Source organism: Pseudomonas sp. SK, assembly GCF_012975065.1.
Lineage (GTDB): Bacteria > Pseudomonadota > Gammaproteobacteria > Pseudomonadales > Pseudomonadaceae > Aquipseudomonas > Aquipseudomonas anuradhapurensis.
This window is the reverse complement of record NZ_CP051857.1, coordinates 1,283,687-1,297,153: the sequence shown is the minus strand read 5'-3', so window position 1 is coordinate 1,297,153 and position 13,467 is coordinate 1,283,687. Positions and strand designations below refer to the sequence as shown.

The window sequence follows — 13,467 nt, the reverse complement described above, 5'->3', positions numbered from 1 at the left end:
CCATCTCCGAATGATGTTCAGCGGGCCGGCGTCATGCCCGGCCCCCTCATGAACCGTGGTGGGCCTGCATCAGCGAGCGTGGCGCCTCAGCCATTCACGGGAAAGCTCCCGGGCACGCTGGTCGGCGGCGAACACCGCGTCCAGCGACGGCAGCGGCACGACGGGCTCCTGATCGAGCACCTGTTCGATCATACGCGCGATCTCCGGGAAGCGGATACGCCGTTGGAGAAATGCCTCGACCGCGACTTCGTTGGCGGCATTGAGCACGGCTGGCGCGCTGTTGCCGGCCTCGGCAGCCTGCCGCGCCAGGCGCAGGCAAGGGAAGCGCTGTTCGTCGGGCGCCTGGAAATCCAGACGGGCGATGGCGAACAGGTCCAGCGGGGCCACTCCGGAGTCGATCCGCTCGGGCCAGGCCAGGGCGTTGGCAATCGGCGTGCGCATGTCCGGGTTACCCAGCTGCGCCAGTACCGAGCCGTCCACGTAGTCCACTAGGGAGTGGATCACGCTTTGCGGATGCACCACCACCTCGACCTTGGCCGGCGCCGCATCGAACAGCCAGCAGGCCTCGATCAGCTCCAGGCCCTTGTTCATCATGCTGGCGGAATCCACCGAAATCTTGCGCCCCATGGACCAGTTGGGGTGCGCGCAGGCCTGCTCCGGGGTGACATCCAGCAGCGCCTCGACGGGCGTTTCGCGGAATGGGCCACCCGAGGCGGTCAGCAGGATCCGGCGCACGCCGACGGCATTCAGGCCACGCGCGTAGTCACCCGGCATGCACTGGAAGATCGCATTGTGCTCGCTGTCGATCGGCAGCAGCACAGCGCCACTGCGGCGCACTGCGTCCATGAACAGCGCGCCGGACATCACCAGCGCCTCCTTGTTGGCCAGCAGCACCTTCTTGCCCGCCTCGACCGCGGCCAGGGTGGGACGCAAGCCGGCAGCACCGACGATGGCCGCCATCACGGCGTCGACTTCCGCCGCGCAAGCCACCTGGCACAGCCCGGCCTCGCCTTCCAGCACCTCGGTGGCGCAACCCGCCGCAGCCAGGCCTTCGCGCAGACGCACGGCCGCCTCGGCCACCGGCACCACGGCAAACGCCGGGCGATGGCGCAAACACAGGGCCAGCAACTCGTCGATACGCGAATAGCCGCTCAGGGCGAACACCTGATAGCGGTCGGGATGGCGCGCGATGACATCCAGCGTGCTCAGGCCGATGGAGCCAGTGGCGCCGAGCACGGTAATGCGCTGCGGACGGCTCACATCACACCCCATTCCGCAGCCCACAACAGCACGGCGAAAATCGGGATGGCAGCCGTCAGGCTGTCGATGCGGTCCAGCACCCCGCCATGGCCAGGCAGCAGGTTGCTGCTGTCCTTGATGCCGGAACGGCGCTTGAACATGCTTTCGGTCAGGTCACCGACCACCGACGACATGACCACCAGCGCGGCACCCAGCAGGCCCAGCAGGATCTGCCCGACGCTCCAGTCGCGGCTGATGCCGACCACCGCCGTGATCGCCAGGCTGACCGCCAGGCCGCCATACACGCCTTCCCAGCTCTTGCCCGGGCTGACCTGCGGGGCCAGCTTGCGCTTGCCAAAGGCACGACCGGAGAAGTACGCACCAATATCGGCGGCCCATACCAGCACCATGACCGACAGGATTAGCCAGTTACCCAGCGACCAGTGCTTGAGCAGCACCAGGCCCTGCCAGGCCGGCAGCAGCACCAGCAGGCCGATCAGCAGGCGGCAGGCGGCACTGGCCCACAGCTCGCTGCTGCGCGGGTAGGTCAGCACCAGCCAGGTGGCCAGCCCCCACCAGATCACCGCAGCGCCGAGCACCCAGGGCGCCAGCTCGGGGAGGATATACAGCAGCATCAACGCCCCGGCGACCACCACGGCATAGGCGATGCGCAGCGGCTGGGCCATCAGCCCGGCCAGGCGTGCCCACTCCCAGGCGCCGAGGGTTACCACAAAGCCGATGAACAGGGCGAAATCCCCGCCATTGAGCAGGAAGAAGCCACCCAGCGCGATCGGCAGCAGGATCAGCGCGGTAATGATGCGTTGTTTAAGCATTAAGCACGAGCTCCAGCCTCGACCTGCTCGCTGGTCTTACCGAAGCGGCGCTGGCGCGAAGCGAAATCGGCCAGGGCGTTGCGCATGGCCTCGTGTTTGAAGTCCGGCCAGTACAGGTCGGAGAAATACAACTCGGCGTAGGCCAGCTGCCACAGCAGGAAGTTGCTGATGCGGTGCTCACCACCGGTGCGGATGCACAGGTCCGGCAGCGGCAGCTCGCCGGTTGCCAGGCAGGCCTGCAGTAGGCCCGGGGTGATGTCCTCAGGGCGCAGGTGCCCGGCTTGCACTTCCCGCGCCAGCCGCTGGGCGGCCTGGGCAATGTCCCACTGGCCACCATAATTGGCCGCGATCTGCAGGATGAAACGGTTGTTGCCGGCGGTCAGTGCCTCGGCCTCGCGCATGGCAGCCTGCAGCTCCGGGTGGAAACGCGAACGGTCACCGATGATACGCAGGCTGATGTTGTTCTCGTTCAGCCGCCTGGCCTCGCGACGCAGGGCCGAGAAGAACAGCTCCATCAGCGCACCGACCTCTTCGGCGGGGCGCTGCCAGTTCTCGCTGGAGAACGCGAACAGGGTCAGCACCTCGACCCCGGATTCGGCACACACTTCGATGACCGCGCGAACGGCGTCGACACCCGCCTTGTGCCCGGCAACGCCGGGCAGCAGGCGTTTTTTCGCCCAGCGGTTGTTGCCATCCATGATGATCGCGACATGACGCGGCACCGTGGACGGCACCGCTGGCTTGGTCTTTTCCATTAAAAAACCCCGGCCTTAGACGGCCATCAGGTCCTTTTCCTTGGCTTTGAAGGCAGCATCGACTTCGGCAACGAACTTGTCGGTCAGCTTCTGGATCTCGTCAGCGGCGCGACGCTCTTCGTCTTCGCTGATTTCCTTGTCCTTGGTCAGCTTCTTCAGGTCGGCCAGGGCATCGCGGCGCACGTTGCGCACAGCGACCTTGGCATCCTCGGCAACGCCGCTGGCCTGCTTGGTGTAGCCCTTGCGGGTTTCCTCGGTCAGGGCCGGCATCGGCACACGAATGGTGGTACCGGCGCTGGACGGGTTCAGGCCCAGGTCGGAGGTGAGGATGGCCTTCTCGATGGCAGCGCTGAGGTTCTTGTCGTGGGCGACGATCTTCAGGGTGCGGGCATCTTCGACGGTGATCGCGGCCACCTGGTTCAGCGGCATCTCGCTGCCCCAGGCCGGGACCTTGACGCTATCCAGGATGCTTGGGTGAGCGCGACCGGTGCGGATTGCCGCCAGGTTGCGACCCAGGGCCTCGAGGGACTTGGTCATGCGCTCCTGCGCGTCTTTCTTGATGTCGTTGATCATGCTTGGCCTTCCTCGATCAGAGTACCTTCAGCGCCACCCACCACGATGTTCAGCAGGGCGCCAGGCTTGTTCATGTTGAATACCCGCAATGGCATCTTGTGGTCACGGCACAGGCAGATTGCGGTCAGGTCCATTACACCCAGCTTGCGATCCAGCACCTCGTCGTAGGTCAGGTGATCGAATTTCTCGGCGTGCGGGTCCTTGAATGGATCGGCAGTGTACACACCATCGACCTTGGTCGCCTTCAGCACCACGTCGGCATCGATTTCGATGGCGCGCAGGCAGGCCGCGGAGTCGGTGGTGAAGAACGGGTTGCCGGTACCGGCGGAGAAAATTACCACATCCCCGGAGTTGAGGTGGCGAATAGCTTTGCGACGATCGTAATGATCGGTGACACCGACCATGGAAATGGCCGACATGACCAGGGCCGGGATGTTCGAGCGCTCCAGCGCGTCGCGCATGGCCAGGCCGTTCATCACGGTGGCCAGCATGCCCATGTGGTCACCGGTGACACGGTCCATGCCGGCTGCGCTGAGCGCGGCACCGCGGAACAGGTTGCCACCGCCGATCACCAGGCCGACCTGGACACCGATGCCTACCAGCTGGCCAACTTCGAGGGCCATGCGATCCAGCACCTTCGGGTCGATCCCGAAGTCTTCCGAGCCCATCAGGGCCTCGCCGCTAAGTTTGAGCAAAATGCGTTTATAGCGAGGTTGGCGACCACTCACCTGCTGAGCCATTGCGAGTCTCTCCTGCGGCGTACTTTTAGAAAATTCGTGCGGGCTGTTTTCAGCCTGCTAACTGTAGCGTGGCACCGCTTCGGTGCCAGCGAAGAGGGAGTCGGATAAACCCCTCTCCGTTTTGACAAAGAGGCTGCGCGCGTGAGCGGGCAGCCTCTTTGGGGCGACAGACGGGGCTGTCTTACTGCTTGGCAGCAGCAACCTGGGCGGCAACTTCTTCAGCGAAGTTGTCGACTGGCTTCTCGATGCCTTCGCCGACCTTGAAGTAGGTGAAGGAAACGATTTCAGCACCGGCTTTCTTGGCCAGATCGCCAACCTTGACTTCCGGGTTCATGACGAAGGCCTGCTCGACCAGCGAGGCTTCGGCCAGGAACTTCGAGATACGACCTTTGATCATGTTCTCGACGATGTTTTCCGGCTTGCCGGCGATCTTGTCAGCGTTCAGCTGCAGGAATACGCCCTTCTCGCGCTCGATGGCTTCGGCCGAAACTTCCGACGGCAGCAGGAACTCAGGGTTCGAAGCTGCAACGTGCATGGCGATGTTCTTGGCCAGCTCGACGTCGCCGCCTTTCAGGACAACGGCAGCGCCGATCTTGTTGCCGTGCAGGTAGGCACCGACCACGTCACCTTCAACACGCACCAGGCGACGGATGTTGACGTTTTCGCCGCACTTGGCGACCAGCGCTTCACGCGCAGCTTCACGCGAAGCGATCAGCGGAGCGGCGTCGGTCAGCTTCTGGGCGAAGGCTTCTTCGAGGCTGTCGGCTACGAAAGCCTTGAAGTCGTCTTGCAGGGCCAGGAAGTCGGTCTGCGAGTTCACTTCCAGCAGGACGGCGGATTTACCGTCGGTCTTGACGGCGATAGCGCCTTCAGCAGCGACGTTGCCAGCCTTCTTGGCGGCCTTGATGGCGCCCGAGGCACGCATGTCGTCAATGGCTTTCTCGATGTCGCCGCCGGCCTTTTCCAGGGCCTTCTTGCAATCCATCATGCCTTCGCCGGTACGCTCGCGCAGTTCTTTGACCAGCGCTGCAGTAATTGCTGCCATTTCAAAATCCTCTTGGAAAGTTTTTCAACCATTCCACCCGTTGCTCACGGGCGTTCAATTCTGCAAATCCACTGTGTCTATCTCAGCAGGGCCCATGATGCGGGGCCGATGCTGACAGCAGGATTTCAAGGTGGCAAAAAGGGGGCAGAGCCCCCTTTTTGCGTGCCAAGTCGACGCTAGCGTCTAATTACTCGGCAGCAGGTGCAGCCGCTTCTTCAGCGTAAACTTCGGTGCCGCCGGCAACGTTGTTGCGGCCACGGATGACTGCGTCAGCCATCGAAGTCATGTACAGCTCGATAGCGCGGATGGCGTCATCGTTACCTGGGATGATGTAGTCAACACCTTCCGGGCTGCTGTTGGTATCGACAACGCCGATAACCGGGATGCCCAGCTTGTTGGCTTCGGTGATCGCGATGCGCTCGTGATCAACGTCGATAACGAACAGAGCGTCAGGCAGACCGCCCATGTCCTTGATACCGCCCAGGCTGCGATCCAGTTTTTCCAGGTCGCGGGAGCGCATCAGGGCTTCTTTCTTGGTCAGCTTGGCGAAAGTGCCGTCTTCGGCCTGGGTTTCCAGGTCGCGCAGACGCTTGATCGAAGCGCGGATGGTCTTGTAGTTGGTCAGCATGCCGCCCAACCAACGGTGGTCAACGTATGGCGAACCGCAACGAGCAGCTTGCTCGGCGACGATCTTGCCAGCGGAACGCTTGGTGCCGACGAACAGGATCTTGTTCTTGCCCTGGGCCAGGCGCTCTACGAACGCCAGGGCGTCGTTGAACATCGGCAGGGTTTTTTCCAGGTTGACGATGTGGATCTTGTTGCGCGCGCCGAAAATGTACTTGCCCATTTTCGGGTTCCAGTAACGGGTCTGGTGGCCGAAGTGCACACCGGCCTTCAGCATATCGCGCATGTTGACTTGGGACATGATAGTTCCTTGATAAGTCGGGTTGGGCCTCCACGTATCCCAATGACCAACCCGCGAATTCTGCAACTCGGGGCACCCAGGTCATCGTGTCGACACGTGTGTGGGTTAAGTACTGACGGGGTCGTCCCCGAAAGCGGCGCATTTTATACCACAGACAGCGGCCGAACGGAACCCGGATACTGTTGCGTCCGTCAGCGGCTTTTGCAGCCCCTCCCCAAACAGGCCAGAATGGCCCCATGGAGAGATGGCAGCGTCCACCAGGGTAACGCAGTTGCCCTGGGCGCTGGGTTGCCGGCGATGGGCTGCACGGTAGCCCAATTCTCCGATGTTATCCCGACCGATCGGCGCCCTGCTCTGCTAGAATCCGGCCTTTCCCGTTTGTTCGCGCCGCATGCGGCGCTGTAGAGAGCCTGTAATGACCGTCACCATCAAGACCGCAGAAGACATCGAGAAGATGCGCATCGCCGGCCGCCTGGCCGCCGAAGTGCTGGAAATGATCGAAGAACACGTCAAGCCCGGTGTCACCACCGAAGAGCTGGACCGCCTGTGCCACGACTACATCGTCAACGTCCAGCAGGCCATCCCGGCGCCGCTCAACTACAAGGGCTACCCGAAGTCGATCTGCACCTCGATCAACCATGTGGTCTGCCACGGCATCCCCAACGACAAGCCGCTCAAGGACGGTGACACGCTGAACATCGACGTCACCGTGATCAAGGACGGCTACCACGGCGACACCAGCCGCATGTTCCATGTCGGCACCGTGCCGGTATGGGCCGAGCGCCTGTCCAAGGTCACCCAGGAGTGCATGTACAAGGCCATCGAGCTGGTCAAGCCGGGCTGCCGCCTGGGCGACATCGGTGAAGTGATCCAGAAGCACGCGGAAAAGAACGGTTTCTCGGTGGTACGCGAGTTCTGCGGGCACGGTATCGGCAAGGTGTTCCACGAAGAGCCGCAGATCCTGCACTACGGCCGCGCCGGCACCGGCATGGAGCTGAAGGAAGGCATGACCTTCACCATCGAGCCGATGATCAACCAGGGCAAGGCCGACACCAAGGTGCTGGGCGACGGCTGGACCGCCATCACCAAGGACCGCAAGCTCTCGGCCCAGTGGGAACATACCCTGCTGGTGACCGCGACCGGCTACGAGATCTTCACCCTGCGCAAGGACGACACCATCCCGCGCACCTCGGCCTGAGCGTACTCAGCCAACGGCCACCCCTCGACAGGAACCTGACGCGATGCCCCAGGTGGATCCCGAGCTGTTCGACCGCGGCCAGTTCCAGGCGGAACTGGCCCTCAAGGCGAGCCCCATCGCCGCCTTCAAGAAGGCCATCCGCCAGGCCGGCGAGGTGCTCGACAGGCGTTTTCGCAGCGGCGGCGAAATCCGCCCGCTGATCGAGGCCCGCGCCTGGCTCGTCGACAATATCCTGCAACAGGCATGGAACCAGTTCGACTGGGGCGACCACAGCGGCATCGCCCTGGTCGCGGTCGGCGGCTACGGGCGCGGCGAGCTGCACCCGCATTCGGACATCGACCTGCTGATCCTGCTGGGCGCCGCCGAACACGAGCAATACCGCGACGCCATCGAACGCTTTCTCACCCTGCTGTGGGACATCGGCCTGGAAGTGGGCCAGAGCGTGCGCACCGTCGACGAGTGTGCCGAGCAGGCCCGCGCCGACCTGACGGTCATCACCAACCTGATGGAAAGCCGCACCATCGCCGGCCCCGAGGCCTTGCGCCAGCGCATGCTGGAGGTGACCGACACCACGCACATGTGGCCGAGCAAGGACTTCTTCCTGGCCAAGCGCGCCGAGCTCAAGGCCCGCCACCACAAGTACAACGACACCGAGTACAACCTCGAACCCAACGTGAAAGGTTCGCCCGGTGGCCTGCGCGACATCCAGACCGTGCTCTGGGTGGCCCGCCGCCAGTACGGCACCCTCAACCTGCATGCGCTGGCCGGCGAAGGCTTTTTGCTGGAAAGCGAGAACGAGCTGCTGGCCTCTTCCCAGGACTTCCTGTGGAAGGTGCGCTACGCCTTGCACATGCTGGCCGGGCGCGCCGAGGACCGCCTGCTGTTCGACCACCAGCGCAGCATCGCCGCACTGCTGGGCTACAGCGACGACAACCCCAAGCGGGCGATCGAGCAGTTCATGCAGCAGTACTACCGGGTGGTGATGAGCATCAGCCAGTTGTGCGACCTGATCATCCAGCACTTCGAAGAAGTGATCCTCGCCGATGACGACAGCGGCACTACCCAGCCGCTGAATGCACGCTTCCGCCTGCATGATGGCTATATAGAAGCCACCCGGCCGAACGTGTTCAAGCGCACCCCGTTCGCCATGCTGGAAATCTTCGTGCTGATGGCCCAGCACCCCGAGATCAAGGGCGTGCGCGCCGATACCGTGCGCCTGCTGCGCGAACACCGGCACCTGATCGACGACACCTTCCGCACCGATATCCGCAATACCAGCCTGTTCATCGAGCTGTTCAAGTGCGAAATCGGCATCCACCGCAACCTGCGGCGGATGAACCGCTATGGCATCCTCGGCCGCTACCTGCCGGAATTCGGCCTGATCGTCGGGCAGATGCAACACGACCTGTTCCACATCTACACGGTCGATGCGCACACCCTCAACCTCATCAAGCACCTGCGCAAGCTGCAGTACACGCCGGTGTCCGAGAAATTCCCGCTGGCCAGCAAGCTCATGGGGCGCCTGCCCAAGCCCGAGCTGATCTACCTGGCCGGGCTGTACCACGACATCGGCAAGGGCCGCCAGGGCGACCATTCCGAGCTGGGCGCGGTGGATGCGCAGAAGTTCTGCGAACGTCACCAGTTGCCGGCCTGGGACAGCCGCCTGATCGTCTGGCTGGTACAGAACCACCTGGTAATGTCGACCACCGCCCAGCGCAAGGACCTGTCCGACCCACAGGTGATCAACGACTTTGCCCTGCACGTGGGCGATGAAACGCGCCTGGACTACCTGTACGTGCTGACCGTGGCCGACATCAACGCCACCAACCCCAGCCTGTGGAACTCGTGGCGTGCCAGCCTGCTGCGCCAGCTGTACACCGAGACCAAGCGCGCGCTGCGCCGCGGCCTGGAAAACCCGCTGGACCGCGAGGAGCAGATCCGCCAGACCCAGTCCGCGGCGCTGGACATCCTGGTGCGCGAGGGCACCGACCCGGACGACGTCGAGCAATTGTGGGCACAGCTGGGCGATGACTACTTCCTCAAGCACACCGCCGCCGACGTGGCCTGGCACAGCGACGCGATCCTGCAGCAGCCGGCCGACGGCGGGCCACTGGTGCTGATCAAGGAAACCACCCAGCGCGAATTCGAAGGCGGCACGCAGATCTTCATCTACGCCCCCGACCAGCACGATTTCTTTGCCGTGACGGTGGCCGCCATGTCGCAGCTGAACCTGAACATCCACGACGCGCGGATCATCACCTCGAGCAGCCAGTTCACCCTCGACACCTACATCGTGCTGGACAACGATGGCGGCTCGATCGGCGACAACCCGCAGCGGGTCAAGCAGATTCGCGACGGCCTGACCGAAGCACTGCGCAACCCCGAGGACTACCCGACCATCATCCAGCGCCGGGTGCCACGCCAGCTCAAGCACTTCGACTTCCCGCCGCAGGTGACCATCCTCAACGATGCCCAGCGGCCGGTGACCATCCTCGAGATCACCGCGCCCGACCGCCCAGGCCTGCTGGCGCGGCTCGGGCGGATCTTCCTGGAGTTCGACCTGTCGCTGCAGAATGCCAAGATCGCCACCCTTGGCGAGCGGGTGGAGGACGTGTTCTTCATCACCGACGCCGACAACCAGCCGCTGTCCGACCCACAGCTGTGCAGCCGCCTGCAGGAGGCCATCGTCCAGCAGCTGCAGGCCGGCCAGGCCAGCGACACCAGCCCTACCCGCGTGACTTTTTAACGACTAGACGATTGACGAGACCTTGCGCCGATGAACCATGCCCTGACCCAGCTTCAGCCCTACCCGTTCGAGAAACTCCGCGCCCTGCTGGGCAGCGTGAAGCCGGCGGCGGACAAACGCGCCATCGCCCTGTCGATCGGTGAGCCGAAGCACGAATCGCCGGCGTTCGTCGCCCAGGCCATGGCCGACAACCTCGACAAGCTGGCGGTCTACCCCAGCACCATCGGCCTGCCCGCCTTGCGCCAGGCGATCGGCCAGTGGTGCGAGCGCCGCTTCGGCGTGCCGGCCGGCTGGCTGGACGCCGAGCGCCACATCCTGCCGGTCAACGGTACCCGCGAGGCGCTGTTCGCCTTCACCCAGGCCGTGGTCAACCGCGCCGATGACGGCCTGGTGGTCAGCCCCAACCCGTTCTACCAGATCTACGAAGGAGCAGCACTGCTGGCTGGTGCCACCCCGCACTACCTGCCGTGCCTGGAGAGCAACGGCTTCAACCCCGATTTCGACGCTGTGCCGGCCGAGGTGTGGCAGCGTTGCCAGATCCTGTTCCTGTGCTCGCCGGGCAACCCCACCGGCGCGTTGGTGCCGATGGCCACCCTGAAGAAGCTGATTGCCCTGGCCGACCAGCACGACTTCGTGATCGCCGCCGACGAGTGCTACAGCGAGCTGTATTTCGACGAAGACGCCCCGCCACCCGGCCTGCTGACTGCCTGTGCGGAACTCGGCCGCAGCGATTTCAAGCGCTGCGTGGTGTTCCACAGCCTGTCCAAGCGCTCCAACCTGCCGGGCCTGCGTTCGGGCTTCGTCGCCGGGGATGCCGAGATCATCAAGCCATTTTTGCTGTACCGCACCTACCATGGCTGCGCCATGCCGGTACAAACCCAGCTGGCCAGCATTGCCGCCTGGCAGGACGAGGCGCATGTGCGCGAGAACCGCGACCAGTACCGCGCCAAGTACGATGCCGTGCTGGATATCCTGCAGCCGGTGCTGGACGTGCAGCGCCCGGATGGCAGCTTCTACCTGTGGGCCAAGGTACCGGGCGGCGATGCCGAATTCACCCGTGACCTGTTCGAGGCCCAGCATGTAACGGTGGTGCCGGGCTCGTACCTGTCGCGCGAAGTGGATGGGGTGAACCCGGGCGCCGGGCGCGTGCGCATGGCGCTGGTCGCGCCGCTGGCCGAGTGCATCGAGGCAGCGGAGCGGATTCGCGAATTCCTGCAGAACCGCTGACCGGCCTGGGGCGCTTTGCGCCCCTCTGGCGACACCAGGCCGCTGCCACAGGGGGACGCAAGAAACCTCTGGCAGCGGCCTGGTATCGCGAAAGAGGCGCCTCCTGCGGTCTATTTGACCGATCCCAGGTTCGCCTCGCTCAAGTCCAGCTCGCCCAGCACCTGCCGCACCACCTCGTCACCCACCAGGTGCTGGCGATGCAGGTTGTACAGCTCCAGCCGCTGCGCCCGCAGCGCGCGCAGGCGCAGACGTCGCTCCAGCAGGTCCATCTGTTGCGCCAGGGCCTTGGCTTCGGCGCTGTCGTTGTAGCTGTCCAGTTCATCCCGGTATTCCGCCATCAGGCGCGCCTTGAGTTCGGTCGCCAGGGTCGCCTGGGCAGCATCCTGCGGCGCAGTGCTGTCGATCACCTCCTCTGCCTCCAGGGCGTGGATCGCCGCCTCGGCAGTACGCCGCCAGGCCTCCTGCACTTCCTGGTGCAAGCGCTCGTCCGGGCTCCTGGTCACCCCGCGCAGCAGCAGCGGCAGGCTGATACAGGCGGTGATCAGCGACAGCAGGATCACCCCGGCTGCGATGAAGATCAGCAGGTCACGCTCGGGGAACGCCTTGCCCGCTTCGATCAACAGCGGGATCGACATCACACCGGCCAGGGTGACCGCACCGCGTACGCCGCCCAGGGTCAGCAGCCAGCAGGAGCGTGCCGTGGGCATCAGTACCAGCGCCGGCTTGCCGCGCCAGCGCCGGACCACGCCGATCGAGCGCCAGATGCTCTGCACCCAGATGAAGCGCAGCAGGATCAACGCGGCAAAGATTGCCACCACATCCAGGCAACGCCAGGCCAGGGTCGGCCATACGGTGGCTTCGTGGCTGACCACGGCCTTGATGATGTCGGGCAATTGCAGGCCCAGCAGGAGGAAGATCAGGCCATTGAAAGCGAACTCCAGCAACGACCAGACACTGCGGTTGAGCAGGCGCGTACTGGTCTGCCGGGGCAGCAGGTCGAGCCAGCTCTGCATCATGCCGGCCGCCACCGCCGAGAGGATGCCCGACACGCCGAGGCGCTCGGCCAGCACGTAGGCGGCGAACGGCAGCAGCAACATGAACACCACGTGGGTGGCCGGGTCGTCCCAGCCGCGGGCGATCATCCACGCCCGCAGGCGGCCGATCAGCCAGCTCAGGGCGACACCCACGGCAAGGCCGCCGAGGGCGACCAGGACGAAGCTGAAGCTGGCATCGGTCAACGAGAACACCCCGGTGATCGCTGCCGCCAGGGCGAACTTGAAGGTCACCAGGCCGGACGCATCGTTCATCAAGGCCTCGCCTTGCAGCATGTGCATCAGCGGGGTGGGCAGGCGGTCCTGGGCAATGGCCGACACTGCCACGGCGTCGGTCGGCGACAAGACTGCCGCCAGGGCGAAAGCCACCGGCAGCGGAATGCCCGGCAGCAACCAGTGGATGAAGTAACCGGCCCCGACTACGGTGAACAACACCAGCCCCACGGCCAGCGCCACCACCGGCCCGCGGATGCGCCACAGCTCGCGCTTGGGAATGCGCCAACCGTCGGCGAACAGCAAGGGGGGCAGGAACAGGAACAGGAACAGTTCGGGGTCCAGGGCCACATGCAGGCCCAGCGTCGGCCAGGCCAGCAAGGCACCAGCGGCAATCTGCACCAGCGGCAGGGGCAGCGGAATCATGCGACCGACCAGCTTCGACACGCTGACCAGCGTCAGCAGGATGAGGACGGTATAGGCGGACTGCATCCGGGAAGGCTTCCTTTGTGAATCAAGATCGACAGCGGGGCGAGAGAGCGCCATTGAAACAACATGTTAGCGGGGTAACGGGAAACGAGGCCGCTGCACGATAGTCGCAGGTGAGGGATGAATATGTAACATGATAAGACGTGGGGCGCATGCGTTGAGCCTTGCAGTGCCTGTAAGACCGAGCGCCGCCCGCGCGGCGCATCGCGGATGAATCCGCTCCTACATTTGTTGCAACGTGCCGAACCTGATAGGCCATGGTTGCTGGCCTTGGCGCATGCCTCAAGGCAGGTGAGGTGGCACCAATGCCCACCTCGAAGGCCCGTCATGCCAACACGGCTGACAACCATGGCCTGACAGACATGGCCACGTTGCAACCAATGTAGGAGCGGATTCATCCGCGATGCGCCGCGCAGGCGGCGCTCGATCTCC

11 protein-coding genes are annotated in these 13,467 nt (G+C 64.2%); 3 read left to right on the top strand and 8 right to left on the bottom strand.

Annotated elements, in window-relative coordinates; genetic code table 11:
* Positions 1-69: 69 nt before the first annotated feature.
* From ispC to rpsB, 7 genes are all read right to left on the bottom strand, one after another.
* The gene (ispC, locus tag HG549_RS05935; RefSeq protein ID WP_170028650.1) at positions 70-1,260 is read right to left on the bottom strand and encodes a 1-deoxy-D-xylulose-5-phosphate reductoisomerase; all 1,191 of its coding nucleotides are present in this window, start codon (positions 1,258-1,260) and stop codon (positions 70-72) included.
* A complete protein-coding gene (locus HG549_RS05930) occupies positions 1,257-2,072 on the bottom strand; it encodes a phosphatidate cytidylyltransferase (RefSeq protein ID WP_170028649.1) in 816 nt (271 codons plus the stop codon). Before HG549_RS05930 ends, ispC begins: the two co-directional genes overlap by 4 nt.
* Positions 2,072-2,827 (bottom strand): polyprenyl diphosphate synthase, encoded by a 756-nt coding sequence (gene uppS / locus HG549_RS05925; protein WP_170028648.1) that lies wholly within the window; start codon positions 2,825-2,827, stop codon positions 2,072-2,074. Before uppS ends, HG549_RS05930 begins: the two co-directional genes overlap by 1 nt.
* A 15-nt stretch (positions 2,828-2,842) precedes the next feature.
* Complete coding sequence (gene frr / locus HG549_RS05920) at positions 2,843-3,400, bottom strand: ribosome recycling factor (RefSeq protein ID WP_170028647.1); 558 nt, start codon at positions 3,398-3,400, stop codon at positions 2,843-2,845.
* Positions 3,397-4,140, bottom strand: a complete 744-nt coding sequence (pyrH, locus tag HG549_RS05915) for a UMP kinase (RefSeq protein WP_003252294.1) — start codon at positions 4,138-4,140, stop codon at positions 3,397-3,399. Before pyrH ends, frr begins: the two co-directional genes overlap by 4 nt.
* Positions 4,141-4,321: 181 nt before the next feature.
* Entirely contained in the window at positions 4,322-5,185 is an 864-nt protein-coding gene (tsf, locus tag HG549_RS05910) for a translation elongation factor Ts (RefSeq protein WP_170028646.1), read from the bottom strand.
* 187 nt (positions 5,186-5,372) lie between these two features.
* Positions 5,373-6,110, bottom strand: a complete 738-nt coding sequence (gene rpsB, locus HG549_RS05905; RefSeq protein WP_046616139.1) for a 30S ribosomal protein S2 — start codon at positions 6,108-6,110, stop codon at positions 5,373-5,375.
* Between the two features lie 415 nt (positions 6,111-6,525).
* Between rpsB and map the strand changes: the two genes are divergently transcribed.
* Genes map through dapC form a run of 3 tightly spaced genes read left to right on the top strand, consistent with a single transcriptional unit; the run spans position 6,526 to position 11,281 of the window.
* Positions 6,526-7,308 (top strand): type I methionyl aminopeptidase, encoded by a 783-nt coding sequence (gene map, locus HG549_RS05900; RefSeq protein WP_170028645.1) that lies wholly within the window; start codon positions 6,526-6,528, stop codon positions 7,306-7,308.
* A 43-nt stretch (positions 7,309-7,351) separates the two neighbouring features.
* A complete protein-coding gene (locus HG549_RS05895; RefSeq protein ID WP_170028644.1) occupies positions 7,352-10,054 on the top strand; it encodes a [protein-PII] uridylyltransferase in 2,703 nt (900 codons plus the stop codon).
* Between the two features lie 30 nt (positions 10,055-10,084).
* Positions 10,085-11,281, top strand: coding sequence for a succinyldiaminopimelate transaminase (gene dapC, locus HG549_RS05890; RefSeq protein WP_170028643.1), 1,197 nt, complete (start codon positions 10,085-10,087; stop codon positions 11,279-11,281).
* Between the two features lie 110 nt (positions 11,282-11,391).
* Here dapC and HG549_RS05885 read toward each other — a convergent pair whose 3' ends face one another.
* Positions 11,392-13,038, bottom strand: coding sequence for a Na+/H+ antiporter (locus HG549_RS05885; protein ID WP_170028641.1), 1,647 nt, complete (start codon positions 13,036-13,038; stop codon positions 11,392-11,394).
* Positions 13,039-13,467 lie beyond the last annotated feature (429 nt).